At 39.5% G+C, this 24,833-nt stretch carries 29 protein-coding genes and 3 riboswitches; of the genes, 7 read left to right on the plus strand and 22 right to left on the minus strand.

Going from position 1 to position 24,833, the window contains the following annotated elements; genetic code table 11:
• The first annotated feature begins 157 nt into the window (after positions 1-157).
• Entirely contained in the window at positions 158-1,177 is a 1,020-nt protein-coding gene (locus MHH23_RS14620; RefSeq protein WP_007498757.1) for an acyltransferase family protein, read from the plus strand.
• A gap of 29 nt (positions 1,178-1,206) precedes the next feature.
• Here MHH23_RS14620 and MHH23_RS14625 read toward each other — a convergent pair whose 3' ends face one another.
• The 5 genes from MHH23_RS14625 to htpX form a co-directional block, all read right to left on the minus strand.
• The gene (locus tag MHH23_RS14625) at positions 1,207-1,392 is read right to left on the minus strand and encodes a hypothetical protein (RefSeq protein WP_039169158.1); all 186 of its coding nucleotides are present in this window, start codon (positions 1,390-1,392) and stop codon (positions 1,207-1,209) included.
• Entirely contained in the window at positions 1,385-1,549 is a 165-nt protein-coding gene (locus tag MHH23_RS14630) for a hypothetical protein (protein ID WP_178897130.1), read from the minus strand. The genes MHH23_RS14625 and MHH23_RS14630 overlap by 8 nt, the downstream gene beginning before the upstream one ends.
• Positions 1,546-2,073, minus strand: a complete 528-nt coding sequence (locus MHH23_RS14635) for a DUF421 domain-containing protein (protein ID WP_159145630.1) — start codon at positions 2,071-2,073, stop codon at positions 1,546-1,548. Before MHH23_RS14635 ends, MHH23_RS14630 begins: the two co-directional genes overlap by 4 nt.
• 300 nt (positions 2,074-2,373) lie before the next feature.
• Positions 2,374-3,720: a TrkH family potassium uptake protein gene (locus tag MHH23_RS14640; RefSeq protein WP_007498761.1), complete on the minus strand. Its 1,347-nt coding sequence runs from the start codon at positions 3,718-3,720 to the stop codon at positions 2,374-2,376.
• A gap of 143 nt (positions 3,721-3,863) precedes the next feature.
• Complete coding sequence (gene htpX, locus MHH23_RS14645; protein ID WP_008346130.1) at positions 3,864-4,763, minus strand: protease HtpX; 900 nt, start codon at positions 4,761-4,763, stop codon at positions 3,864-3,866.
• A 278-nt stretch (positions 4,764-5,041) separates the two neighbouring features.
• On the opposite strand from htpX, the gene MHH23_RS14650 reads away from it, so the two are divergent.
• Positions 5,042-5,758 carry a DUF1836 domain-containing protein gene (locus MHH23_RS14650; RefSeq protein ID WP_268430922.1) on the plus strand — a complete coding sequence of 239 codons (717 nt, stop codon included), beginning with the start codon at positions 5,042-5,044 and terminating at the stop codon, positions 5,756-5,758.
• Between the two features lie 124 nt (positions 5,759-5,882).
• Positions 5,883-6,077, plus strand: a complete 195-nt coding sequence (locus MHH23_RS14655; RefSeq protein WP_008346135.1) for an alpha/beta-type small acid-soluble spore protein — start codon at positions 5,883-5,885, stop codon at positions 6,075-6,077.
• Positions 6,078-6,100: 23 nt separating this feature from the next.
• Here the strand turns inward: MHH23_RS14655 and MHH23_RS14660 are convergent, their stop codons facing one another.
• From MHH23_RS14660 to MHH23_RS14675, 4 genes are all read right to left on the minus strand, one after another.
• On the minus strand, positions 6,101-7,309 hold the full coding sequence (locus tag MHH23_RS14660) for an anti-sigma factor domain-containing protein (RefSeq protein WP_268430923.1): 1,209 nt from the start codon (positions 7,307-7,309) through the stop codon (positions 6,101-6,103).
• On the minus strand, positions 7,306-8,061 hold the full coding sequence (gene sigI, locus MHH23_RS14665; protein WP_268430924.1) for an RNA polymerase sigma factor SigI: 756 nt from the start codon (positions 8,059-8,061) through the stop codon (positions 7,306-7,308). The genes MHH23_RS14660 and sigI overlap by 4 nt, the downstream gene beginning before the upstream one ends.
• A 215-nt stretch (positions 8,062-8,276) precedes the next feature.
• The gene (locus MHH23_RS14670; protein WP_039169162.1) at positions 8,277-9,068 is read right to left on the minus strand and encodes a TerC family protein; all 792 of its coding nucleotides are present in this window, start codon (positions 9,066-9,068) and stop codon (positions 8,277-8,279) included.
• 32 nt (positions 9,069-9,100) lie between these two features.
• Positions 9,101-9,271, minus strand: a riboswitch (yybP-ykoY riboswitch).
• Positions 9,272-9,349: 78 nt separating this feature from the next.
• On the minus strand, positions 9,350-9,964 hold the full coding sequence (locus MHH23_RS14675) for a DedA family protein (protein WP_039169164.1): 615 nt from the start codon (positions 9,962-9,964) through the stop codon (positions 9,350-9,352).
• Positions 9,965-10,211: 247 nt separating this feature from the next.
• Between MHH23_RS14675 and MHH23_RS14680 the strand changes: the two genes are divergently transcribed.
• Positions 10,212-12,635 (plus strand): EAL domain-containing protein, encoded by a 2,424-nt coding sequence (locus MHH23_RS14680; RefSeq protein ID WP_340959728.1) that lies wholly within the window; start codon positions 10,212-10,214, stop codon positions 12,633-12,635.
• Between the two features lie 30 nt (positions 12,636-12,665).
• Here the strand turns inward: MHH23_RS14680 and MHH23_RS14685 are convergent, their stop codons facing one another.
• The 3 genes from MHH23_RS14685 to MHH23_RS14695 all read right to left on the minus strand — a co-directional run bounded on the left by MHH23_RS14685 (position 12,666) and on the right by MHH23_RS14695 (position 13,846).
• Complete coding sequence (locus tag MHH23_RS14685) at positions 12,666-13,130, minus strand: MarR family winged helix-turn-helix transcriptional regulator (RefSeq protein WP_088004396.1); 465 nt, start codon at positions 13,128-13,130, stop codon at positions 12,666-12,668.
• A 357-nt stretch (positions 13,131-13,487) separates the two neighbouring features.
• On the minus strand, positions 13,488-13,652 hold the full coding sequence (locus MHH23_RS14690; protein ID WP_008346148.1) for a hypothetical protein: 165 nt from the start codon (positions 13,650-13,652) through the stop codon (positions 13,488-13,490).
• Between the two features lie 38 nt (positions 13,653-13,690).
• Entirely contained in the window at positions 13,691-13,846 is a 156-nt protein-coding gene (locus MHH23_RS14695) for a hypothetical protein (protein WP_008346151.1), read from the minus strand.
• 192 nt (positions 13,847-14,038) lie between these two features.
• Here MHH23_RS14695 and MHH23_RS14700 point away from each other — a divergent pair, with 192 nt between their 5' ends.
• Positions 14,039-14,368 (plus strand): MerR family transcriptional regulator, encoded by a 330-nt coding sequence (locus MHH23_RS14700; protein ID WP_007498778.1) that lies wholly within the window; start codon positions 14,039-14,041, stop codon positions 14,366-14,368.
• Positions 14,369-14,626: 258 nt separating this feature from the next.
• On the opposite strand, the gene MHH23_RS14705 is transcribed toward MHH23_RS14700, so the two are convergent.
• Positions 14,627-14,989: a cupin domain-containing protein gene (locus tag MHH23_RS14705; RefSeq protein WP_084231747.1), complete on the minus strand. Its 363-nt coding sequence runs from the start codon at positions 14,987-14,989 to the stop codon at positions 14,627-14,629.
• Positions 14,990-15,197: 208 nt separating this feature from the next.
• On the opposite strand from MHH23_RS14705, the gene MHH23_RS14710 reads away from it, so the two are divergent.
• Positions 15,198-16,061 (plus strand): LysR family transcriptional regulator, encoded by an 864-nt coding sequence (locus MHH23_RS14710; RefSeq protein ID WP_160757952.1) that lies wholly within the window; start codon positions 15,198-15,200, stop codon positions 16,059-16,061.
• Positions 16,062-16,205: 144 nt separating this feature from the next.
• Here MHH23_RS14710 and MHH23_RS14715 read toward each other — a convergent pair whose 3' ends face one another.
• The 9 genes from MHH23_RS14715 to MHH23_RS14755 all read right to left on the minus strand — a co-directional run bounded on the left by MHH23_RS14715 (position 16,206) and on the right by MHH23_RS14755 (position 23,000).
• Positions 16,206-16,604, minus strand: a complete 399-nt coding sequence (locus MHH23_RS14715; RefSeq protein WP_286070000.1) for a hypothetical protein — start codon at positions 16,602-16,604, stop codon at positions 16,206-16,208.
• A gap of 100 nt (positions 16,605-16,704) precedes the next feature.
• Complete coding sequence (mgtE, locus tag MHH23_RS14720) at positions 16,705-18,063, minus strand: magnesium transporter (protein ID WP_007498785.1); 1,359 nt, start codon at positions 18,061-18,063, stop codon at positions 16,705-16,707.
• Positions 18,064-18,271: 208 nt separating this feature from the next.
• Positions 18,272-18,436, minus strand: a riboswitch (M-box (ykoK) riboswitch).
• Between the two features lie 131 nt (positions 18,437-18,567).
• On the minus strand, positions 18,568-18,711 hold the full coding sequence (locus tag MHH23_RS14725) for a hypothetical protein (protein ID WP_008346168.1): 144 nt from the start codon (positions 18,709-18,711) through the stop codon (positions 18,568-18,570).
• Positions 18,712-18,885: 174 nt separating this feature from the next.
• A complete protein-coding gene (locus MHH23_RS14730) occupies positions 18,886-19,404 on the minus strand; it encodes a PepSY domain-containing protein (RefSeq protein WP_008346169.1) in 519 nt (172 codons plus the stop codon).
• A gap of 93 nt (positions 19,405-19,497) precedes the next feature.
• Complete coding sequence (locus MHH23_RS14735; RefSeq protein WP_019743443.1) at positions 19,498-20,187, minus strand: PepSY domain-containing protein; 690 nt, start codon at positions 20,185-20,187, stop codon at positions 19,498-19,500.
• Positions 20,188-20,253: 66 nt separating this feature from the next.
• Positions 20,254-21,603 carry a sensor histidine kinase gene (locus MHH23_RS14740; protein WP_100324919.1) on the minus strand — a complete coding sequence of 450 codons (1,350 nt, stop codon included), beginning with the start codon at positions 21,601-21,603 and terminating at the stop codon, positions 20,254-20,256.
• Positions 21,604-21,606: 3 nt separating this feature from the next.
• Entirely contained in the window at positions 21,607-22,293 is a 687-nt protein-coding gene (locus MHH23_RS14745; protein ID WP_019743445.1) for a response regulator transcription factor, read from the minus strand.
• 199 nt (positions 22,294-22,492) lie between these two features.
• Positions 22,493-22,708 carry a helix-turn-helix transcriptional regulator gene (locus MHH23_RS14750; protein ID WP_169476040.1) on the minus strand — a complete coding sequence of 72 codons (216 nt, stop codon included), beginning with the start codon at positions 22,706-22,708 and terminating at the stop codon, positions 22,493-22,495.
• Positions 22,698-23,000 carry a hypothetical protein gene (locus MHH23_RS14755; protein ID WP_039170291.1) on the minus strand — a complete coding sequence of 101 codons (303 nt, stop codon included), beginning with the start codon at positions 22,998-23,000 and terminating at the stop codon, positions 22,698-22,700. Before MHH23_RS14755 ends, MHH23_RS14750 begins: the two co-directional genes overlap by 11 nt.
• A gap of 459 nt (positions 23,001-23,459) precedes the next feature.
• On the opposite strand from MHH23_RS14755, the gene MHH23_RS14760 reads away from it, so the two are divergent.
• Positions 23,460-24,419: a S8 family peptidase gene (locus tag MHH23_RS14760; protein WP_007498796.1), complete on the plus strand. Its 960-nt coding sequence runs from the start codon at positions 23,460-23,462 to the stop codon at positions 24,417-24,419.
• A 112-nt stretch (positions 24,420-24,531) separates the two neighbouring features.
• Positions 24,532-24,724: riboswitch (cobalamin riboswitch) on the plus strand.
• Positions 24,725-24,833: the final 109 nt, after the last annotated feature.

Genomic DNA, 24,833 nt, shown 5'->3' on the forward strand with positions numbered 1-24,833 from the left:
TGTATAACGATTCTCTTTTCTTACGCTTCTTTTACAACCGTTCTACAATTTCACATCAAATAGCGAAATGAGCCAATTTGTATTTTAAAATGGGGCAAATGAGGGAACAGTGCACTTAGAACGTTTATGTTCGAAAAGAAGCAGGAAAGGTGATGTTATGACGTCAACGAGAGACAGTTATTTTGATAATGCAAAATTTCTTCTGATTTTTCTAGTTGTTTTTGGTCATTTGTTACGGTCATTCATACATGATAATGACTGGATACTCTACTTATATAAATTTATTTATACATTCCATATGCCCGCTTTTATATTGGTGTCTGGCTTCTTTGCCAAAGGTTTTAGAAAACCAGGTTTTATGAAAAAAGTCGCAGTTAAACTGATCATCCCATATTTGATTTTTCAGGTCATCTATTCTGTGTATTATTATTTCTTACAGGATCAAAGCATCTCTAACTTAAATCCGATTGATCCGCAATGGTCTTTATGGTTTTTAATCAGTTTATTCTTTTGGAACTTACTACTCATTCCTTTTTCAAAACTGCCATTCCACTGGGCAATGATCGTCAGTTTATCGATGGCGTTACTTGTCGGTTATGTGGACAGCATTAGCGATACGCTCAGCCTATCTCGTACGTTTGTCTTTTTGCCGATGTTTTTAGCTGGCTTTTATTTAAAAAAGCAGCACTTTGAATTTATCCGAACAAGCAAAGGCAAACTGACTGCACTTCTTGTACTGATGGCCGTGTTCATGTTTTGCTATTTTTATGAATTCGATTATTCCTTTTTATTTGGGTCACAATCGTACGCTTCTCTTGGAGATGAAGGACTCATTGCAGCGATGAAACGAATGGCATGGTATTTACTTGCATTTGCTGCTACCTTTAGTTTCTTTGCATTAGTCCCTACACGCCGGTTCTTCTTTACCAAATGGGGCACAAGAACGTTATATGTTTATTTACTTCATGGCTTTGTGATTAAGCTTTTAAGAACGACTTGGTTTGATGATTGGGCTCTAAATACGGCAAGTGTATTGATTCTATTGCTGCTTACGGTCCTCTTAACCTTTACCCTATCTAGCACATTTGTTAAAACTGTTGCACAACCAGTCATCGAGCTCAAAATGACCAGTCTGATGCGAACCATCACTGGCAGACAAAACAGTTATATTAAATAGAAAAAACGATCTCTCAGGATCGTTTTTTTCTATTTATTTTTGTTTTTCTGTTCAGTGTGACATTCATCATTTTTTTTAGGCTTCATTAAGGTATCAATCCATTTACTGCTGTTTATATCTCCTAGCTCGCTGCCAAATTCCTCTTCCAAGATATCGGGGTTCATCGGTTTTTTATGGTCTTTCATATCTTTACTTTTCACATGTTTTTTAGTCACGAGATGTTCCCCCCTGTTTACCTTGATGAGAATTTCGGTTCGCTTGGCGGTCTTCTGATTGCTCGTCAAATTGTGTTTGTCCTTGATCGTGTGCCATGCTTTCTGTAGGCGTCATATTATTCGTGAGTGCTTCATTTTTTGCTGTTTTTCTTTTCATTTGTCATCATTCCTTTTTAACATGTTTATTTCTTCGCTCAATTGATCAAACAGCTCTTTCATTTGTTTGACTGTCACTGGTTTTTCCTCAGGCTTTAACTCATATCCAATTTGCCCATTCGCTTCTAGTGTTGCTTTTTTGAGACTGCTGATGTCTGTGATGCCCTGCTGCTTTAAGCGCATTTTGAATTGGTCCCTTGTCAGCCGCGTTTTTTTCAGCTTGTGATCAAGCATTTCTCCATCCTCTAAAATCACCACAGACTTCCCTGAAACCAATTTTTCAAAAAAATCAAATTGGATCGACAGCTTTTCCATAATCACAAGCGCCACAATAAAAATGGCGGCCGCATAAATGGTTTCAAGTAAATTATGCTCAATAAAGGGTTGGATAATAATCGATCCAATCGAAATCATGATGACTGTCTGTTGAACCGTTAATTGACTAATGGATTTAGGCCCTGCTATTCTCAGCAGCAAGGTACCAACGAGCAGCATTACAATTGCTTTCCATAACACATCCAGCACGTCTCTTTCACCTCTTACCTATAGATTGCGAACATCCTTTGTGATTTAGCCAGTTATATAATGGAAATAAAAAACCAGCATTCAGTAGGAATGCTGGTCTGATTGTCGACAAAGAGTTAAAATGATCGTTATTTTAACTCTTTGTCTTCTTTTCAGCGTGATAGAAAACCTTTGCAGCCCTAGGAAGGGCGAGTACTGGCGCGGAGCGAATGTCACATTCGTGAGCACCAGCACGCAGGACTGACAAAGAATGCGAGGGTTTGTCTACACGCTGAAACCAGCATTCAGTAGGAATGCTGGTTAGCCGATGATCACACGCTCTTTCGGATAATGATAATTCGCTTCACTTTCCCGGCGGCCAATTAAATACAAGAAGCTTGGAATTCCAATCCGTCCTATAAACATGACCACCATAATAATACACTTACCAAATACGGACAAGTCAGACGTAATTCCGAGCGACAGTCCCGTTGTTCCGAAGGCAGAACAAACTTCAAATAAAGTTTCAAGAAGTGTATGATGGTCTGATAAAGTTAACAGAAACGTAGCACCAAACACTAAAATAAAGGCCATCATCGTCACCATGAGGGATTTATTAATATCCGCTTGATGAAGCTCTCTTTTAAAGATTTTAATGGACTTATTTCCTCTCGCAAAATGAAACAAAGCAAGTAAATTAAGGGCAAACGTGGTTGTCCGAATTCCGCCCCCTACCGAGCTTGGAGATGCCCCGATAAACATCAGCAAACATAAAAATAAGAGTGTCGGCTCTGTCAATTGCGTAATATCTAATGTCGAAAGCCCGCCACTTCTGGTAGCTGTTGATTGAAACAAAGAATAAAACAAGATTTCATGCCAGCTCTTTCCTAGAAAAGTGAACCGCGCTTCAAGTGCATAAATCCCAATTGCCCCAACGACAACAAGGAGGCCAAACGTGATCGTTGTAATTTTCGTAAACAATGAAAACGATGCATGTTTTCGGTCTTGATTGAATAAATAATCCTTTACTTCGACAAGTACCGGAAAGCCAATAGCGCCAAAAATGATGAGCAGCATCGTGATAAATTGGACGAAATAGTCATCTTTATAAGGAATTAACGAATTCCCAGTAATATCAAAGCCTCCATTGGTTGTGGCACTGATACTAGAGAAAAATCCGTGTAAAAAAGCGCCTTGCACATCGTAATACTTTAGAAAATACATACTTAAAATCAGACCACCTACAAACTCAATCAGCAAGATTAAATATAAGACCTGCTTCATGAGTTTTACAATTCCTGATAAGTTGCTCTGGTTTTGGTCTGCCATAATTAATTTTCTTTCTTTAATGCCGATCCTTTTTCGCATAACCAGCCAGACGAATGTACCAAGGGTCATAATGCCGATACCCCCGATTTGCAAAACAAATGCAAGGATCCACATCCCGGTCACACTAAATGTTTGTGACGTATCGACAACAGTCAGACCCGTGACACTGACAGCACTCACAGCTGTAAATAGCGCATCAATAAATGTCCATTTGACTCCTTCTTGGTGAGCCACTGGCAGACTGAGCAGTATGAACGACACGGTCACAGCAAGAAAATAATAAAGGGCAATCAGCTGAAAAGCCGACAGCCGGTCGATTAGTTTTTTCATTGGATTCATGGTTATTCCTTCTTTTATCTTTCTTTTCGAATACTATATCATTTTAATGAAAAGAAAAAAGATTTTAAAGGTATTTTGTGCTTTATTTACTTTTTCATCAAAAAGAAAAAGACATCCTTACGCAGAATGTCTTTTGATCTTTCTTATTTTGCTTCTAGTCTTCTAATTCTTTCGTTTAAATCAGGGTGTGTTGAGAAAAGAGAAGCTTTTCTTTTACCACTGATTTTCAGTGTAGCAACAGCTGCTTGATCATCATCTTTAATTCTTGATGTATACGCCTCTAGTGAACGAAGCGCATGAATCATTTTATCTTTTCCTGCAAGGTCCGCACCGCCGCGGTCTGCATGGAATTCGCGATGTCTAGAGTAAGCAAATACGACAAGGCTTCCTAAGATAGAGAAAATAATTTGGAAGACGATCACAGCGATAAAGTGAACAATCGGCACAAGCTCTTCACGTGGAACGAAACGGCTTGCGATCCATGCCGCAATTCTTGAAAGGAAGACAACAAACGTGTTGACGATCCCTTGGAGTAACGTCATTGTAACCATGTCACCGTTCGCTACGTGAGCGACTTCGTGAGCGATAACCCCTTCAACTGCTGCATCATCCATTTCATGAAGCAATCCAGTTGATACGGCAACAAGCGATCTTCTTTTAGAAGGGCCTGTCGCAAATGCATTTACTTCAGATGATTGGTAAATACCGACCTCAGGCATTTTAGAAAGGCCTGCTGCTCTTGATAGTCTGTGAACGCGGTCAACAAGCTGCTGCTCATCATATGTTAAAGAATCCTTTTCTGGATTTAACACACGCACACCCATCATCATTTTTGCCATCCAGCGAGACATCGCTAGTGACATAAACGAGCCTACAAAACCAACAACTGCACTGAATACAAGAAGATAAAGGATATTAAGTCTTCCGTCTGCTCCTATATAAGAACCAACACCAGTTGCTGCACTAATAACCGATAGGACAATACCAATCGTAGTGATAACAAGAATGTTCGTTAATATAAACAGAAATATTCTTTTACCCATACATAACCTCCGCTGTCATATTAAGTTCATTTGAACTTATTAATAAAATTATAAAAATAAACGTCTCAAATTGCAAGGAAAAAGGAATCGTTTTCTATGTTTATCATACTGGCTAAAACCTCGTCATTTCAATGATTACGCTACTTGCATCCGCAAACAAGTGAACAAATTGTGACGCATCGGTCCTATTTTAGTTTATTTTGCATTTTCATTAAAAAGAGATTATGATGTTGAATTAGATGAATAATCACGTTTTGACGTACAAAATGAGGTGGAACATGGTGACTTTTAAATTAACGAGAATTGACATGACGAGACTTCTGTATTCTCTAAAAGGCGAGGGAGATCTGACTCCGCTTCAGCTTTTGAATTTATCTGTAAAAAGCGAAAAGGAACATGAATATGATGAATTAAAAATCCCTTCTTTTTTTGAAAAACTCGAACGGCGCAAGCAAAAATCAGAGCACGGGCTTTCAACGAACGAAATCGTTGAGCTTGGCAACTTGTGTGAGCTGACTTCACTTAAATCAACAGCCATTCAAAACTGGATCAAGCGCGATATTAAAGATATGATCGGCCATCCAGAGCTTGGCAAGAAGTACTCCATTGATCAAGTCGTTATTTTATTAATTGTCCGGGATTTAAAATCAGTATTTGATTTTGATGCTATTCGTACGATTTTATCTGCCTTATTTAATACGATCACAGATCGAACGGATGATATTATCAGCCCCATCCGTTTTTATGAAGCATATGCGCACGTCCTTGATTTTATTTATCACCATACACATTTTCCATTAAAGGAAACGAATTTACGAGAAATGACAGAAGAGCAGACGGACAAGCTCCACGAAGAGTTTACAGAATTGACGAAGCCGCAATGGCATTTGATTAAAGGCATTATCAGTTCTACCGTTTTCTCCGTTTTCACTTCTCACTTGCAAAGCACGGCGCAAGAAATGATGTTTAATACGCTTCAGCTGAAAAAGGCTTAAAACTGAGCCCGAGGTGACTTTCATCACCTCGGCTTTTTTGTGCAGCAATTGCCAGCATAATTGCAGGCTGTTTTTTTCAAAATAAGAAGGCGTAACAAACATGAGGTGAAAGGAGGAATATGTGATGGCAAATCGAAATCAACTTCTTGTTCCTGGAGTGGAACAAGCTTTAGATCAATTTAAATACGAGATCGCTCAAGAATTTGGCGTGAATCTCGGTTCAGATACAGTCGCACGTTCAAACGGTTCTGTTGGCGGCGAGATGACAAAAAGACTCGTACAGCAGGCGCAATCTCAAATGGGCCATTCAACTAAATAAAGACATGGTGAAATACGCCGGATCTATTCTGGCGTTTTTTTACTGTTCATATGTAGGCTCATCCCGGTTTTCACGGTATGAGGGCGATGTGTTGTTTCCTTTTTGTTTGACGCCATCTCTGTTACGTTCGCTGTACGGACGATTCTGACCACTGTCGTTTTTTTTACATGCTTTTCAGCATCACCACGTGATGTGCCGTTTGGATGTTTTTTTTCATCTGGATCAGTTGAGTGATTTTTTTTTTGCTCTTTGTCTTTTTCAAAAGAGCGATCCTTTTCTTCTTTTCCCTTTTTCTCTTTGTTGTCAAGATTAGGGCTTGTTTGGTGAGGCTTTTGAACAGCTCCTTGCTCTTCCCTCTCAACTTCCTTCTGCTCTTTGTCTTCGCCTTCAGGAGCTTCTTTATCCGGCTGCATCTCATCGCTACCGTCTGTCTTTATGTCTTCTTTTTTGTCTTCGTCTTTTTGATCTTCATCAGCATTTTTCGGCTCTTCTTCTTTGACAGCCTCGTCATCTGCTGGATCTTCATCTTCTTTTTTAACGTCCTCTTGTTCGTTGTCTTGCATTTCCTGATTTCTAATATAAGTTCCTGTTGAAATGCCTGCTTTTTGTGCCTTTTCTCTTGTTTCCAGGTCACCCTCCACAGTTTCCAGCTTATAATTGCGCTTTTGATATTCCCCCGAGATGGTGCTGATTTTACTTTTTACGTTTGTTTTGTATGTATGATCCTGCTTGTTTTCATAAACAGTTGAAATATAAATGCTTTTAGAGTGGTTCACGTATCCTTTTTTATCACAATCATCGATGATTTCCTGCACGACTTTGGTCATGTCGTTTTTTTCTAAATCTTTCATACTGGCCAGTACTTGCTTCGCATCTTTATTCAGCGGAGTGACACCGATCACTTGATAATTGTGATCGAGTTTCAGCTCAAAGCTTGGGTTAATGTCAATCGTCATATATGCATATGCTTTTTGACTTGAGAAAGATGGCATCATAGTGAAAATCACGACAATAATTGCTGCAATTGATAGAATTCCTGCATTTAACGGACGTAAACGAAGCAGGTCAAAAAAACCGGCTCTTTTTCTTTCGAGACGTGATTCATTCGGAAACGTCACTTCTTGACCGATTTCATAGTCTTGCTGTTCATACTTTGTCCGCAGAAATTGTCCATCAGGGGTCAGCAGTGTGACATATTTTTTGTTTTTCTCTACTATAATGCCTCTTCTCATGAATTAAGCACCCCTTTAAGGTAATCTTTCAAATACACATAATCACCTGTCATAATGATCGCCATCGCAATAATATATTTTCTATTTCTCTCAATCGTTTTGCGGCTGACTTCCACTAGCTTTTCCAGCTGTTTGACTGGCAATTGTTTTTTCTGAAATAAAATGGTTCTCAGTTCATCGTGCTTAACGAGTGTATGGGCCACTTTAATGGCATTTTGTCTCGCATCCGCATGCTTTGGTGAATGCTCAAGCAGTTCTTGAAACGTAAGACCATATACTTTCAATCGTTCTTTAAAATGTTCAATCTCTTCTCTTCTATGTTCTTGTTCAATTAAACGCCTATATTCATTTGCAGAAAGCTCTGCTTCAATCATGCTTTGCGAGTATTCGCCATTCTCACTTTCTTGAAGGTCCATTTTAACCGTTGGCGCGTTTCTTGCTTCTTTTCGAATATAGTCGATTACTTTTCTTTTAATAATTAACTCCGCAAATGCAAGGAGTGAGTTGCCTTTTTCGGCAGAGTATTTTTCTATCGCTTCATTAAAGGCAATTAAGCCTACGCTAAATTCATCATCTTTTTCATCTATATATCGTTTACAAACGGATGAAACCGTCTTAGCGACAAATGGTTTGTATTGCTCTATTAATGCATTTTGCAGCTCGGTATCACCCTGTTGGATGTTGATTGCCGACTGCTCTAATGTTTGCTTTTTCTTTCCCTTTTTAAACAAAAGGCTAAGCAATGGTTTCACCTCAGTTCTCCCTATATTACTCATTTATGATAGCTAATTTATGAGGGAAGCGCAAAGGAAGAAATGAGGAATTCATTTCCTGTTACTCAATTGTGACATGTATTTCTTTATCTACTTTACAACGTTTCGTTTAAAAGCAAAGAAATAAGGGGGTATCCCCCCCTTTTTTGTAATATACGTGTTATGAAAATGAAATGATATTTCTTTCAAAAAACCTACTCTTCCAGCCGAATCTCTTGTTTTTCCTCGTTTTGCTGGCCGCCTTTTCTTGATGGACTTGATAAAAACCAACCAAATGCTGCAATCGCGAGAAGGACCGTCCAGAAAATGATTTTCCATAATGTTGAATGAATGAAATGAGAGGACACGATCCCAATGGCTGGATGAGAAAGTGTATAGAGCGTCAACTTCACACCAACCCATCCGACAATGACAAATGCTGCTGTTTCTAGGCTTGGTCTCGTTTTAAGCAGTTTCACAAATACAGTCGCCGCAAACCTCATGATCACTAGACCAATGATACCGCCTAATAGAATGACAATAAATTGACCGCCATCAAGCCCGCCAATTTGTGGAAGGTTTGTTGCTGGCAAAGTCACAGCTAATGCAACGGCTGCTAAAATAGAATCTACTGCAAATGCAATGTCAGCAAGCTCAACTTTCACGACGGTTGCCCAAAAGCCGCTTTGTTTCATGTTTGTGTCTGCTTCCTTTTTCTTAAATACGTGCGATTTTAAAATATGGTGAATCGAAATATAGAGAAGATAAATTGCGCCAATGGCTTGAACTTGCCACACATCTACTAAAAACGAAATAAGAAAAAGAGAACCAAATCGCATGACAAATGCTCCCGCAAGTCCGTAAAACAATGCCTTTTTTCTTTGTTTTTCAGGAAGGTGTTTGACCATTACAGCCATAACCAGCGCATTATCAGCTGCTAAAATGCCTTCCAATCCAATCAATACGAGAAGAACCCACCCGTACTCTAAAATAATTGCTGCATCCATCATCATTCCTCCTTATTTTTTATCTATTGTCCCACAACAGACAAAGGCTTATGAATGCAAAAAAGACCTTTGCCTGTAATGGCAAAGGTCTTGCTAGACATGTGATATGTAAATCATGCCAACAAAGCCGATGGAATGAGATTCCATGTAATGACGACTTTGTTTCCGGTGATAACCGGACGCTACTCCCCTTTGGTGGGATTAAGAATATTTAGATTACTTATATCATAATCAACAGATCCCGGATTGTCAACAGGTGACTTTTCATCTTCACCCGCTGATTAAGCCGTTGGTGTTTCTGTTTTTCTTTTTCTTCGTTTGAGCCACACGTAGACAACAAACAACAAGAGCACACCAATTCCAATCGGCAATACATATGGTTCTAAAATGGTTCCAACCTCTTGCCAGTTCTCTCCAAGGACAAATCCTAAATACACGTACACAAATGTAATCGGCGTAATCGCCAAAAACGTATACAGACAAAAAACCCACACATTCATCTTCGCAATCCCGCACGGAATGGAAATAAGGGTTCTGACCCCTGGAATAAACCGGCCGCTAAACGCAACAAATCCGCCATGCTTTTCAAAAAAGGCATCCGACTTATCAAGTGACTCAGGTTTAACAAAGAAATACTTCCCATATTTATTTAAAAAGGGTCTCCCTCCATAACGCCCTAACCAGTACAAGGTCAAGGGGCCTGCCACACCGCCAATAGAACCGGCAGCCACAACACCGATGAAGGCCATGTCCCCTTTTGAAACCCAGTAACCTGCAAGAGGCAACACCACTTCAGCAGGAACAAATTCAATGCATAATGCAAGAAAGATGCCGAAGTACGACAAATTCTTAAAGGCATCAGCTAATGAAATAATAAAATCTTCGATGTTTATCAATCCCTTTCACACATAATCAGTTTGACAGGCTATGCTTGCAAATCGTACCGTGCCACCTATTAAACGAATAAAACACCAAAAACGATTCACTTTTTTTCGTTTTTTTACATTAAATTTGATTTTACTATAAAAAATGTTCAAAAAAATGCTGAATGCCCTTTTTAAGTAAAGGAAAAGTGAACACAGGCGCCACTTGATCCGATATATTAAGTATATGTCTGTTTTTAGATACAGGAGGTTTTCTTACATGACACATTTAACAGGAAGCTACAACGGATGGCTTGTCTTTCTGTCAGTCGCTGTCGCCGCTGTCGCCTCCTACTCAGCTCTTCAATTAGCCAGCCGGGTGATCCAGTCGAGCGGCGCAAAGAAAAGAGTATGGTTGATCATTGGTGCGATGATCATGGGGATGGGAATATGGTCAATGCATTTTATTGGCATGATGGCGTTTCATCTACGTTCTGGTATCACATATGAAACACCCTTACTCATTTTATCGATTTTGGCCTCTTTTATCGGTTCTTTCATTGCTTTTTCAATATGTATTCAGCAGCAACTTTCCACAAGGCGACTTTTGATTAGTTCGATCACGATGGGCTCAGCTATTTGCAGCATGCACTACCTCGGATTGGAATCAATGGCGAATGTCACCATCAGCTATGACCCTGTTCTCTTTTTTCTTTCGTTTTTTATTGGTGCGCTCGCTTCATTCTTTTCATTACACCTTTTTTTCCGGCTCCATCGCTCTGAGAAAAGGCGGGAAGATCAGCTGTTAAAAATAGCGGGTGCACTGATGATGGGCGGTGCTATTGCGGGCATGCATTACACTGGCATGGCGTCTTCGACGATGTTTTTTCATTCAGATGGTCAGGTCGCTGCGGGTGGTTCTCTTGAAATGTCACCATTTAGCCTGTCCATTTTCATCGGCCTGATGACGCTTATCGTCCAATCACTCATGATTTTCGGCGCCTATATTGATCAACGGATTATGTCACAATCAGATCAGCTAAAAGAAAATGAACAGCGGTTCCAATCACTGATCAAACATAATATAGATGGTATTATCGTGTTATCTGTTGATCGAAAAGTGATATCGGCGAATGACCCAGGCAAACACATTTTGAAAATGTGCAATTCCTGGATTGGTGATGATGTGAGTCAATACGTCATGCCGACTGAGATGTGGGAAGACTTTATTTATCAATCAAAAAAAGCAATCACGCGCGAAGCAGAACTGAAAGCAGCAGATCGTTTTTATTATTATCATGTTACATACATACCCGTACACGTCAACCATACACTTGACAGCATTTATCTCGTTTTAAAAGATTTAACCCAGCAGAAGATTGCTGAAAAAGAAATTCATGTGATGGCACATTATGATGCATTAACTGAACTTCCGAACCGTCGTCACGGAATTAATCATTTAAATGATGTATTATCCGCTCAAGAAGAGACAAAAACGTCAACGGCAGTTCTTTTTCTTGATTTAAATCGGTTTAAAATTATTAATGATGCCCTTGGTCATAACATAGGCGATCTGCTGTTGAAAGCCGCCGCAAACAGACTAACCAAATGTTTGCCTGACAATGGCTTTATTGCAAGAATTGGCGGGGATGAATTTTTAATGCTCTTTCCTCACATGGAGCATAACACACATAAAATTGAACAGCTTTTGAAAAACATCATTCGCCAATTTGAACGTCCTTTTTTCATTCAAAACCATCAGCTCATTACATCCATTAGTATTGGAATCGCCATCTCTCCGCAAAACGGTAAGAATGGTATGGAATTGATGAGAAAAGCAGATATGGCCATGTATTTATCAAAGAAACATAAACAAAGCCGCTATGAATTCTTTACTGAATCTATGGAGAGATTGAGTGAGGACAGACTCAATCGCGAACTGGAGCTACGAGATGCCATTCAAAGAAAGCAGTTTGTGCTTCATTATCAGCCGCAAATCAGCGCCAAAACAAGACAGATGACAGGTGTTGAAGCCCTTTTAAGAATGAAAGCACCAGACGGTTCTCTAAAATCACCAGAGGCTTTCATTGAACTTGCTGAAGAATCGGGCCTGATTATCGATATTGGAAGGTGGGTCATTGACACGGCATGTAAGCAGGCAAAATTGTGGTATGACAAGCAATTGAAAATCCCTGTAGCGGTCAATTTATCTGCTAAGCAGTTTAACTCTGAAGACTTAATTGATTTGATCAAACTAACGCTAAAAAAATACGACCTTCAACCATCACTTCTTGAGCTTGAAGTGACAGAAAGCATGACAATGGACAACATCAAGCAGTCAAAACAAGTACTGACATCTCTAAAACAACTTGGCGTCCGTATTAGTATTGATGATTTTGGTACAGGCCACAGCTCTTTAAGCTATTTGAAGGATTTGCCGATTCACCGTCTGAAAATTGATAAATCATTTATCGAGGATATTTTGAGCGATTCAAAGTCTGAGCAAATCACAGGGGCTATTATTGCAATGGGGCACCAGCTATCTCTAGAAGTCATTGCTGAAGGTGTTGAAACTTTTGCACAAGCGCAACTTTTATCTGCGCAGGGCTGTGACGATCTACAAGGCTTTTATTATGCCAAGCCACTTCCAGCTAGTGACATTGAAAAATTTATCGCCTATCCTGCTCATCAGCTGGATACATAAAAAAGGTGCCAACCATGGCACCTTTTCGTTTTATCTAAATAACAAATGCTGACTGTGAATACCTGCTTTTTTCAGCAGACTAATTAATTGCTCCTGTTCTTCACGCGAAAGACCAGAAAACGCCCGCGCAATTCGAAGAGAATGGATTGGATAAATTTTATCCAAATAACTGCGCCCTTTATCTGTTAAATGGGCATAAACTGACCGCTTATCCTTTGGGTCCTGTTCTCTTTCAATGAAACCATTTCGTTCTAACTTGTCAATTACGTACGTAACATTCCCGCTGACAAGCAGGAGTCTTGAGCCGATTTGCTGAAGTTTTTGAGCACCTCTCGTATACAGTAATTCGAGAACGGCAAATTCAGTTGGATTGAATCCATGCTCCTTGCTGTCTCTAATACTGTGTTCGGAAACGCTTTTAAATGCCCTTGCAAAAACTTTGTAAAGCGTCATTGAACGTTCTACTTCTTCTTCATTAAACGATAGTCTCATCACATATCTACCTCTTATAATATTTTTTTAACTTCAAGGCTTTCTTGCGGTGCAGTTGGAGCCTTTCGTAAAAAATAGAAGTACGTTTTTGAAAACCCTTTCAACCACATAAGTGACTCCATTCGTGTTATGTATAAGATTTCGATATAAACTTTTAAAATCCTTCTTATTTTTCACAATCATCTCGAAAAAAAGCTTTTCCAGCAAACCATCATGTTACGACAAATTTTAACATAATCTGTAAAGGCTCTATATTTTCTTACATTTGATTCGTCAAATTTCTACAAAATCCAATATTGCTATAATATTAAACACACAAAAAAAGAACCCTTCATGTGACAACGCACATGATAAGGGATGTTAAAGATAGCGATCTGTTTTGTTGAAAAAGAAATGATACTCTTTTTTTAAGTCACTAATTGTCATGTTCTTGGTCATATCAGGGCTATACACCCCAAGTGAGCAAAGCTGCTTCGTATAATAATGTCTTTCTTTCGCTAAAGCTTCTTTTAATATACGCCGCATGACTTCTCCCCTCCTATCAATGGATATGGATCGGGTGCTTATGAGGACTTTTTATACAAATCATTTTGTACGGCTCTAAGAAGAGCATGTGCATTCTGACCCGCAGCCTGCATGAACTGCTCCAGCAGTTCATCCCTCTTCACATCTAATGCGATGATTTCTTTTGCCATACGGATGATCTGTGTTTTCTCCATCAAGTGCGCCTCCTCCTTATTTTTTCTTTTTATTATCATATGTTCACGTGATATGATTTGCACTTTATATGTTAATTTTCCTTCCATTGTTTTTCGTTTTTTTCATTTTTGTGTTATATTATCTAACAAACGTTAGGTTTTTTTACTGACTGTTCGATATAATATGAAGAAAAGACTTGCAGGGGTGAGGATATGACGCAGGAAGATGTATCTTATAAAGATAAAAAAGTCATTTCAATCGGGATTGTCAGTGAATTAACAGGGCTTTCCGTCAGGCAAATCCGATATTATGAGGAACGTAAACTCATCTACCCCCAGCGCTCAACAAGAGGCACACGGAAATATTCTTTTTCTGATGTAGAACGTTTAATGGATATCGCCAATAAACGGGAAGATGGTGTGCAGACAGCGGAAATTTTAAAAGACATGAAGAAAAAAGAACAGGCATTAAAAAGCGGACAATATAAGAAAAAAATGCTGGAAGGACAGATCAACGCGCACTTCCGGTACAAGAATCGATGAACTAAATAACAATTGCTTACTCGGCAAAATAGACTTAGCATCTGATCGTCCTGAATATGAATCGATGAAAGCACGAACTGACCCAAAGACCGATTCTTGCTGAAGAGTCTATTTCAGGTAGCGAAAGGAAATGCGTTACAGCTCATCTTGAATCATTGAAGCAACAAAACGAGGCAGCAATTGCAGCCTCGTTATTAGCTAAAACAACCATTCAACTATTTATCACCTAAGATACTTGATCTTTAACGATTTAGTTTTTCAAATTTGTTCAGGAATCGAAACAGTTCGTTCATTGAGCACATTCCCCGTGTTTAGCGTCGTTTTGGGTTCTATTAAGAGCAAGTGAACTTCTTCTTCAGCAATGGGCTGATGTTCAACTCCTTTTGGAATCACAAGAAATTCCCCTTCATGAAGCGTTATTTCCCTATCCCTAAAACGGATGACTAGATTGCCTTTCCACACAAAGAACATTTCATCCTCATCATCATGGTGATGCCAAATGAATTCACCCTTCATTTTCACCATTTTCATGTATGAGTCGTTCAACTCTCCACCTATTCTAGGATTCCAATAATCATTTATTTGCGAAAATTTTTCTTCGATATTTACCTTTGTAATCAATCGATTCCCCTCCTTATTAAATGGAAACGTCTGTTTTAATTGCCACAGCTAAAAAATTCTCATTTTCTCCTCTCGATCAGATAAAAGGGACGCCGCAATGAGCATCAACCTCTTCTATCATTTAGTTTACATACTTCTTTGGATCACGTAAAATCAAAAAATAGCATATAGATCATCACAATTTGTGATGCAAAAAAGGAGAGTTAGTTTGGATATTAAATCTTTGGAAGTATTTAAAGCCGTTGCCATTGAACAAAGCATCACAAAAGCTGCTCAAAAATTAAATTATGTGCAGTCCAATGTCACCGCAAGAATCCAACGTCTTGAACAAGAGTTAGGTGTACCTCTTCTCTATCGATATCATAAGAAAATATCTTTAACGCCTGCAGGACGTGAACTGCTGCCCTATGTAAATAAATTACTATCCGATTACGAAGAAGCGATAGAAGCAGTAAAGCTTTCCTCTACTCCGCGGGGATCTTTACACATTGGATCTATAGAGTCCACCGCATCTACAAGATTGCCCAGCATTTTCACAGAATATCACAAAAAATTTCCACAAGTAGAATTGAGCTTGTATATGGCACCTACAGTCGATCAAGTTAGCGCTATCCTCAACTACAAAGTAGACAGCGCGTTAGTAGATGGGCCAATTCTTCATCCAGAAATCATCGAGTATCCTGTATTGGAAGAATCCCTCGTTCTCATTACAAGCTACTCCACGGAGCAATTCCAGGTAGAATCTATTTTACATGAGCCGTTGCTCTCGTCATTCGCCCATTGTATTTATTTAGGACGATGGCAAAAGTGGCTAGAGAACAACGGCTATCCTCCTATGAAGGTCATGGAATATGGTACGTTAGAGGGCGTCCTTAAATGTGTTGAAAGCGGGCTGGGCGTGACTATATTACCAAAATCTATGGTTGAATCTCGGGGGGAAGGCAAATTTACCTGTCATCCATTACCGGAACCGCATCGGATCGTGCCCACTGTGTTGATCAGGCGACGTGATTCGTACATGACCAGTGCTCTGTCACAATTTATGGAGTTAATAGGCATTACGAATATGTGATCTGAGACAGATCATTGTTTTCATAAATAAGATCATGTGTGATAAAAAAGAGGATAGATAGAGCGACATTCTTTCAGCTCTTCTATCCTTTTACATTATCTCAACTTATGCCTGATTTATCATAAAGCATATGAACGATTCTTTTTATTTAGATGAAGCGTCAGTTCCTTCAACAACCCCTACAAAGTCAATTCGTACGCCGCCTTTTTCAGGATCTTCTTTCACCCGAAAGGCAAGCGCCTTTTTTTCTCCAGTGTTTGCATCTTTATAATTTGCATGAAAGACATGGATGCTGGCTTCTTCCAATTGAAAATCTTCATAAGAAAGCGTCTCAATTCCCCATTCCTTTTTCGATTTAAGAATGTCACTTGGGCTTGGGACTGCGCCTCCGACATAGACATTGTCCATTTTTCGTTTATTTCCTTCAGTTATCGCTTCTAACATATGCTCTGATGCCACAAGTCTTCTGTCTTTCCCCTCGTCTTCTCTTGAACATGCACTTAGCAAAACAATGCACATGAAAATGAATAAAAACTTCTTCATTTTTTCTCCCACCTTCTCCTTAAAATGTAAAGGATGGAAGCGCTATATGCAATCTTTATTCAAAAAAGACTGTAAAACGTTACATTTTACAGTCTTTTGACTACATCAGTGTATGAAGAAATGCTGTTGCAATTCCAAAATAGATGAGTAAGGATAAAATATCATTCAATGTTGTGATCAGCGGTCCAGATGCAATGGCTGGGTCGACGTTTAATCTGTGTAAAATAATCGGCACGACCGTACCTGCCATCGTCCCAATAATCAGTGTTGCAAGAAGCGAGGAACCAACAACAAAACCTAAAATCATATTGCCCTGCCATACCATGGCAACGACCGTAATAATGATTGAACAAACAATCCCAATATAAATACTTGTTCTCAGCTCTCTGAAAATCAAGCGCATAATGGTTTTTTTCGTTAATTCTTCTTTTGACAATCCTCTAATGACAACCGCTAGAGACTGTGTCCCTGTATTCCCTGTCATACCTGCAATCATCGGCATGAAGAATGCTAAAGCAACGACTTGCTGCAAGGTATCTTCAAAATAATTCAAGATACTGCCTGAAATCAGCCCAATGAATAGAAGCAAAATGAGCCATGGAAGACGGCGGTATGCCGCCACAAATGCCGGTGTGTCGAACGTGATATCTTTACCAGAGGCAGCAAACTTTTCATAGTCTTCTCCTGCCTCTTGAATCACAACATCAATGATATCATCGACTGTCACAATTCCGACTAAGACATTGTTCTCTTCTACAACAGGGATGGCAAGGAAATCATATCGCTCAATGAGTTTTGCGATTTCTTCCTGGTCTTGAAAGGCACCAACGGCAATGACTCTTGTAAACATAAGATCCTGCACTTTTTCATCTGGCTCACCTAAAATAAGATCCCTGTATGAGAGTACCCCTACAAGCTGTTTTTGATCATTTATGACATATAAGTAGTTGATCGATTCGGCAATTTCAGCAAAGCTTTTCAGCTTCACCACGGCATCCTGAACCGTATAATGCTGCGGAATCCAAACGTACCGATTGGTCATGATCCGGCCCGCTGTCTCAGCAGGGTAATTCATGAGAAGCTGGACGGCCTTGGATTCCTCTGCTTCCATGTTAGATAAAAGCTGATCCTTCAGCTCATCCTCCATCTCATCAAACAAGTTGGCTAGATCATCGTTATCCATTTTGTTTGTGACGAAGGTGGCTTTGTCTTTCCCTACTTTTTCAAGAACAATCTCTTGATATTCCCGCTCCAGTTCACCCATCATTTCCGTCACGTCATCGACTGTTAAAAAGCTGAGAAAGCGGCCGCGGTGTTTTTCTGGAAGCTCCTTGAATAAGTAGGCCATATCATAAGGCTGAAGTTCTTCCATAATGTTTTTAAATTCTTTACGTTTCCCATCTCTTAGTAAAATAATGATGCGTAAAATGAGTTCATCGTACGTAATGTTCTGTATCATCGCTGTTACCTCCCCAAAATCAGGAGATACCCGAATCCCTTAGATTGTGCGGGGGGTCAGGATCTCCGCTATCTGATGCGTCAATCTGATCTTTTGACATACTCTCTATGTGTCTCGAATCGGGATGATCCATCCCCACACCTCCTTTTCTCATAAAAAAGCACCTTCAACCGAATGAAGGCGCTTTGTAAGCATGACAAATAAACACTTGCTCCTTCAATCGTAGAGCTTTAGCACTGTATGGCATAGGATTAAATCCAGCTGCATTAAAAATCACCTTATGTCGATGATTCCTGTTGACCCATTGGCGTCTTTGGACATTTTTGGGCAGCAGCGTATCTCCATACAGGAGCCTCACCTAACGAAGTCTCATATTGTTGACACACTGAGATTACAGAAAAAGCGCAATGATGTCAATAAGCAAGATGCCAAGTTTCCTGATGTATTCGCTTACTTTTCAAAAAAAGAGCGATAGACAAGTTGACCATCGCCCTTTCATGTCTTCTATTCCTCTTCTGGCTGATTCATATCCTCTTGGGAGAGGAGATGAAAAGAATCATGCAAAAACAAAGCATATCCTTCTCCATCAGGATGGGGAACATATTCCGCACGATCCATCGTCTGTTCTTCTTCTTTTTTCTTCATCATATTCTCTCGCCTCCTTTTCAGTAGTTTGTCCCAATGAAAAAACCTTACACATAAAAGTGTAAGGTTCAGCGAGTGCGTGCTGGTGCTCACGAATGTCAAATTCGCCCCGCGCCAGTACTCGTCCTTCCTAGGGCTGCAAAGGTTTTCTATCACGCTCAAACGTTCATTTAAAGCTTAATCGTCCCATTCTTGCTTGAGGATTTTGCCTGTTTTAGCGGAAATCTCAAAATCAACTTCTTCACCGCTTGGTGTCGTAATTTCAATTTCATATAAGTACACACCATTTTCTTTATCTAATTCTGAATCTGTGACTGTTCCTTTTACTTTTGCAAGGGCAATTTGTTCAGCCTGTTTTTTGGTGATTTTTACATTTTGTTTCTTTTCTTTGACTGGATCATTGAGCGCTTTGCCTGTTTTGGCATCGACATATACTTTATATTCAAAGCCGCCTTTTTTAATCTCGACCTCATATACCCATTTTCCTTTTTTACGCTCAAGATCTACATCATCTACATAGCCTTTCACAACTTTTAATGCTGCTTTTTCAGCCTGTTTCTTTGAGACAAATGAAGATTTCTTTTGCACCACTTGTTCGGCATTTGCCGTTTGATTTGTATTTTGCGCTTGAAGGGTGAAACCACCTGCGACAAGGGCTCCTGTGAATGCTGTAGCTACTAGTACTTTTTTTATCATATTTCATTCCTCCTCTGTTTGATTTCTCCTTTATCTTAAAAAAACAAGATGATAAAGGAAGGAAAGGAACATGAGAAAATCATGAGAAAATGATTAGTTTTCGTACGTAATGCCTTCAATATCTCCTGTATAGGCATTCACTAATACCTCTGCCTCTCTTCCATCCGGCAAATCGAGCTCTACCTCAAACACGAGCATTCCGCTAAAAGTTTCAAGATCTGCATCATCCACTGTGCCGCCCACTTCTTTTACAGCAATCTGAATGGCTTCTTCTACCGTTATTTTTGTCAGCTTCTTTTCTTTAGAGGTTGGCTTTTTCTTTTCTGCTTCAATCACCTTGAACGTGTCTTTCTCAACATCCACTTGATACAGTTCTTTTTTTGATTGAATCGTAAAGATAAAGCGATCCGATTTTTCTTTCTTTTGAATCACGGTACCCTTCACTTTTTTCACTGCCACTTCTTCTGCTTGGAGTTCGGCATTTTTCTCATTTGGTTTTTGATAGCTCTTTAACTGTTTCATCTCTTTCATTTGACCGCTTGAGGAAGATGCAATGATTTGATAGATGCCATTTGAATTTTCAAGCGTCAATGTATAGTCCTGTTTATGATTGATCAGATCAATATTTGTGATGTTTCCATTGTAGTCTTTTGCGATGATTTTTTTAATGTCTGCTTCGCTTAATATTTTTTGGTCAATGGTTTGAATCATGAGCATTGCAAAGGCCACAAGAATGAAAAGACATCCTGCGAGCGTAAGCAGCATTTTCATTTTTTTAGACATGCAGCGCCTCCTTCCTATTTCCTATTTTATAAGGAAGAAATGAGAAATTGATGAGAAAAGACCTACTTATTTCTGAAAAAGAATGGTCATCACGGTTCCTTCACCGATACGGCTGTCTACCTTTAGCTCAGCCCCATGCTCTTCAGCAATTTGCTTCGCAATTGACAGGCCAAGTCCAGTCCCGCCCGTCTCACTGTTTCTCGCTTCATCCACACGGAAAAAGCGGTCAAAGATTTTCGGCAGATCCTCTTCTTTTATGCCAATTCCTTTGTCAACAACCGAAATAAACGGTTTCTCTCCTGCTCGTCCGCAGTTCACATCAACTGGCTCTGCACTATATTTAACCGCATTATCAATCAAGATGGTCAAAAGCTGTTTGATCTTCTCTTCGTCTCCTTCAGCAATCACAGGCTGATCTGTTTGTACATGAGTAAGGATGGTTCTATTGGTTGCCACTTCAAGTGTATGGCCGACTTGGCTGCACATTTGACCAAGATCAACCGGCTTCATGTCCAAGTAAAGCGGCTGCCCATTTTTCGCCAGTGTGAGTAGTTGATCTGTCAGCCTTTTCATTTTTTTTGCCTCATCATGAATGGCTTGAGAGGATTCTTCTACGACCTCTGGCCGGCTTTGCCCCCAGCGTTTTAGTAAATTGCTGTAGCTCATGATGACGGTAATGGGTGTTTTCAATTCATGAGAAGCATCGTGTAAAAATTGCTGCTCTTTCTCATAATGTTTCTCGAGAATTTCGGCCATTTCATTAAAGGTTTGACCCATTTGATACAGTTCATCCTTTGAATCGCCTGTTAATTCAATTCGTTTAAATGCCTTTTCTCTCATACTTGCTTTCATCGTATTGGTCATTCGACTAATTGGACGTACAATTTGTTTCGTTAAAATGTGGCCTGCAAAATAAGAAAGCACAATAAACAAAACGCCAGTAGCGATTAAAATCATTTTTAATAACGCCAAGTTCTCTTCTGTATTTTCAATTTCTTCATATACTTGCAGCGACACAATGTCCCCATTTGTCCAAATGACAGGGATAGCCGCGAACGCAATCATATGCTTATTGTATTCTTGAATTTCTGCTGTCTGACCAGATTCGTATGTAAAAGGAAGTGAGCTAAACGTAGATTCCTTCGTGACGGTCAGCTTTGATTCACCTTTCTCTGTGACGACACGGATCATACCATTTTGAGGCAGATACGCTTTCAGAAGCTCTGAAGATGGAAGCCCCTCTTCTTCTGACTTCTTTAGTGCAATAGCAATATTTTCAGCTACTTCCGACAGTCTGGACATATCTTTTTGCGTCAAGGTCATCGAAAAAATAAAATAAATCGCTGTATGAAACAGCAGCACCATTAAAAACAAGGACAACGATGTATAAAGCTGGATCTTATTTTTTAATCTCATGCTTTATCCTTTCATCACATAACCCACACCTCTCACTGTGTGAATCAATTGTTTTTCAAACGGGTAATCGATTTTTTTTCTTAAATAGCGAATATAGACATCAACCACGTTTGTGTCACCAAAATAATCAAAACCCCAAACAGCTGTTAAAAGCTGATCTCTTGTGAGCACTTGCTGCTGATGTTTCAATAAATGAACAAGCAAGTCATATTCTCTCGGTGTCAGCTCAAGCGTCTGATCGCCTCTTTGAATTTCTCTTGTTTTCTCATTCACCGTTAAATCTGCAATACTTAGCTCAATTTCCTTTTCCTCTTGCGCATTGTGATTGAACCTCAGCTGTGCACGAATTCGCGCTAATAATTCTTCTATATCAAAGGGTTTTGTAATATAATCGTTTGCCCCAAGATCAAGACCGCTGACCTTATCGGGAACACTTCCTCTTGCGGTAATCAAAATGATCGGTGTTGCCGTATTTGTCTTTCGAACCCTTCTAAGCACTTCAAGTCCGCTTAATTCTGGAAGCATGACATCTAGAAGCACTAAATCAAAACTCTCCTCTTCGAGCGCCTGGAGTCCTTTCATCCCTGTATCTTGGACTGTGACCTCATATCCTTCATATTCAAGTTCTAATGACAGCACTCTTGCAATTTTCTTTTCATCTTCTACCACGAGTATCTTCCCTTTGTTCATCTCTATCTCTCCTATCTGAAAGGCAAGCTTGTCTTTCCATTATTATATGTTGCCTTTCTCCATTGGAACAGTCACAATCTTCATATCTTATTTTTCATGAATAAGGAATTGTTATGTAATATGGTTGATTTTTATTTTCAGCTGATCCTTTCACATTACACAAATCAACAAAAAAAGCCTCTTTTCTGAGGCTGGTCCCTTACTTCTTTTTAGGTTGACTGACAAAAAGCTCATCTACAGTCGTATTCAAAACAGAAGCGATGTCAAAGGCTAATTGTAAAGTAGGGTCGTACTTATCGTTTTCAATGGCATTGATGGTTTGTCTCGAGACCTTACACCGTTTAGCAAGTTCTTCTTGGGATAATTTAATGGATTTCCTTAGTTCTCTTATATGATTTTGCAATTTAATCACCATATTTTTTTCTGTATATGAGTAATGTAACTAAATATATGACCGACATCACAGTTAGGAACATGATGGGAGAAATCCCAAACCCCTTATCAGAATTGTTCCCTTGGGTCGTTAAAAATATGGACTCTGCGACTTCTAATAAAAGCATACCAATGACCACCATAAATGCATACGATTGAGCTTTTGAGTAGATAAATCTCTTTCTTTCATCACCCTTTTGAATCATGGGCGCGATAAAAATGAACAGTCCGACCACTAATAAGATGACTGAATACACAACTTTGACAACATCCAACGGTTAGTCCCCTCCAATCAAAATGTCAAATACTTTTTACATTTCAATCATATCATCCGCTTAAAAAATGTCAAATACTTTTTACATTTTATATTCCTTCGATCATTATAATGAAAAAACAATTATCTGCACATGCCATGTACCTTTTTCTTTTCTGTCATCCTCTATCTCTTTATATGATTGTTTTTTCGATCTGCCTTTTTTAGTTCTTTTCACCCATTTTCATCTGTACAGGTGCAAGCTCACTATGCAGCATTTCCTTCTTTTTCATATGATACTAAGAGTTTTCCTCAAAAGGTGACTTCTTTCGGCAAGATATGAGGAGAACTGCACAATAAATAATTATTTGATTATTTGAAAAATTATTACAATTGACCCTTTCCGATCAAACATTTGTTTTATACAATAACATTACGCAACCTGAATCTACTTTGAAAACAAAATAAGGAGGGCTTTCTTATGAAAGGTGAAATTCGCTTAATTCCGTATGAAGTAAAAGCCAATGTGATGGAAGCGAAAGAGACGCCGGAAAGTATTCAGGAGATTAAAGCACCCGAACTTTGGTCAAGTGGCTTCAAAGGAAAAGGCATAACCATTGCTGTCCTTGATACAGGTTGCGACACGGAGCATCCCGATTTAAAAGATCAGATTATCGGAGGAAAAAACTTTACCGATGATGACAATGGCGATGCTGAGAATGTAAAAGACTACAACGGGCATGGTACCCATGTCTCAGGAACGATTGCAGCAACGGATCAAAATGGCGGCATTTTAGGTGTTGCGCCTGAAGCCAAGCTGTTGATCGTGAAAGTTCTTGGAGGGAAAAATGGCAGCGGGAAATACGAATGGATTATCAATGGCATTAACTATGCGGTTGAACAGAAGGTTGATATTATTTCCATGTCTCTCGGTGGGCCAAGCAATGAACCAGAACTGCAAAAGGCCATCCAACATGCGGTAAGCAGCGGTGTGCTTGTTGTCTGCGCAGCAGGAAATGAAGGTGACGGAGACGAGCGTACTGAAGAGTTCTCCTACCCAGCTGCATACAACGAGGTCATTGCCGTCGGCTCTGTCTCTCTTGCAAGAGAATCCTCTGAATTCTCCAATGCGAATAAAGAAATCGACCTCGTCGCTCCAGGTGAAGACATTTTATCCACTCTCCCTAACCATAAATACGGAAGACTAACAGGCACTTCCATGGCTGCCCCTCATGTGAGCGGTGCACTCGCCATTATTAAAAATGCCGAAGAAGAAGCGTTCCAGCGTAAGCTGACAGAACCTGAGGTATATGCTCAGCTCGTACGGAGAACCCTTCCGCTAAAACAATCGAAAACCCTTGTAGGAAACGGGTTTTTATATTTAACTGCACCAGATGTACTTCTTGAGAAAACATTAGAAGCAGAACTTTTGTCTCTATAGGTACATGTTAGGTCCTGAGAAAAGATAGAATTTTCTCAGGATTTTTTTAATTAAAATTATTCAAAATTTACTTTGACGAAATGAAGTGAACGTTATATAATCGAACACAATAAATTCATAGTTTGAGAGTCGGTAATTCGATCACACGTCGAATTTTAATTGGGAAGACCGGTGAAAATCCGGCGCGGTCCCGCCACTGTAAGTGAGGAGAGCTTTTCGTTAATCATCCACTGTCGTGAAGATGGGAAGGATGAAAAGCTTGCAGATTCACTAGCCAGGATACCAGCCGCTCTATCACATCAAACCCCCTACGGTTGATAGGAGATGTCGGAAAAGCGTTCGTCATTGATACTTACGCCTTCTTTCGCACACACATTTTGTCTTTTTAAACCAGACATTTGCCCTCATCAATCT

Origin of the sequence: Bacillus sp. FSL K6-3458 (assembly GCF_038005045.1) — a bacterium.
GTDB classification, from domain to species: domain Bacteria; phylum Bacillota; class Bacilli; order Bacillales; family Bacillaceae; genus Bacillus; species Bacillus altitudinis.

Excerpts from the sequence above, each read along its gene's own strand:
- MHH23_RS14620 (WP_007498757.1), top strand. The coding sequence starts at position 158 with ATGACGTCAACGAGAGACAGTTATTTTGATAATGCAAAATTTCTTCTG.
- MHH23_RS14630 (WP_178897130.1), bottom strand. The coding sequence starts at position 1,549 with ATGAAAAGAAAAACAGCAAAAAATGAAGCACTCACGAATAATATGACG.
- MHH23_RS14640 (WP_007498761.1), bottom strand. The coding sequence starts at position 3,720 with ATGAATCCAATGAAAAAACTAATCGACCGGCTGTCGGCTTTTCAGCTG.
- htpX (WP_008346130.1), bottom strand. The coding sequence starts at position 4,763 with ATGGGTAAAAGAATATTTCTGTTTATATTAACGAACATTCTTGTTATC.
- MHH23_RS14650 (WP_268430922.1), top strand. The coding sequence starts at position 5,042 with ATGGTGACTTTTAAATTAACGAGAATTGACATGACGAGACTTCTGTAT.
- MHH23_RS14655 (WP_008346135.1), top strand. The coding sequence starts at position 5,883 with ATGGCAAATCGAAATCAACTTCTTGTTCCTGGAGTGGAACAAGCTTTA.
- MHH23_RS14660 (WP_268430923.1), bottom strand. The coding sequence starts at position 7,309 with ATGAGAAGAGGCATTATAGTAGAGAAAAACAAAAAATATGTCACACTG.
- MHH23_RS14670 (WP_039169162.1), bottom strand. The coding sequence starts at position 9,068 with ATGGATGCAGCAATTATTTTAGAGTACGGGTGGGTTCTTCTCGTATTG.
- MHH23_RS14680 (WP_340959728.1), top strand. The coding sequence starts at position 10,212 with ATGACACATTTAACAGGAAGCTACAACGGATGGCTTGTCTTTCTGTCA.
- MHH23_RS14690 (WP_008346148.1), bottom strand. The coding sequence starts at position 13,652 with ATGCGGCGTATATTAAAAGAAGCTTTAGCGAAAGAAAGACATTATTAT.
- MHH23_RS14695 (WP_008346151.1), bottom strand. The coding sequence starts at position 13,846 with ATGGAGAAAACACAGATCATCCGTATGGCAAAAGAAATCATCGCATTA.
- MHH23_RS14700 (WP_007498778.1), top strand. The coding sequence starts at position 14,039 with ATGACGCAGGAAGATGTATCTTATAAAGATAAAAAAGTCATTTCAATC.
- MHH23_RS14715 (WP_286070000.1), bottom strand. The coding sequence starts at position 16,604 with ATGAAGAAGTTTTTATTCATTTTCATGTGCATTGTTTTGCTAAGTGCA.
- mgtE (WP_007498785.1), bottom strand. The coding sequence starts at position 18,063 with ATGATACAGAACATTACGTACGATGAACTCATTTTACGCATCATTATT.
- MHH23_RS14725 (WP_008346168.1), bottom strand. The coding sequence starts at position 18,711 with ATGATGAAGAAAAAAGAAGAAGAACAGACGATGGATCGTGCGGAATAT.
- MHH23_RS14730 (WP_008346169.1), bottom strand. The coding sequence starts at position 19,404 with ATGATAAAAAAAGTACTAGTAGCTACAGCATTCACAGGAGCCCTTGTC.
- MHH23_RS14735 (WP_019743443.1), bottom strand. The coding sequence starts at position 20,187 with ATGTCTAAAAAAATGAAAATGCTGCTTACGCTCGCAGGATGTCTTTTC.
- MHH23_RS14740 (WP_100324919.1), bottom strand. The coding sequence starts at position 21,603 with ATGAGATTAAAAAATAAGATCCAGCTTTATACATCGTTGTCCTTGTTT.
- MHH23_RS14745 (WP_019743445.1), bottom strand. The coding sequence starts at position 22,293 with ATGAACAAAGGGAAGATACTCGTGGTAGAAGATGAAAAGAAAATTGCA.
- MHH23_RS14750 (WP_169476040.1), bottom strand. The coding sequence starts at position 22,708 with ATGGTGATTAAATTGCAAAATCATATAAGAGAACTAAGGAAATCCATT.
- MHH23_RS14760 (WP_007498796.1), top strand. The coding sequence starts at position 23,460 with ATGAAAGGTGAAATTCGCTTAATTCCGTATGAAGTAAAAGCCAATGTG.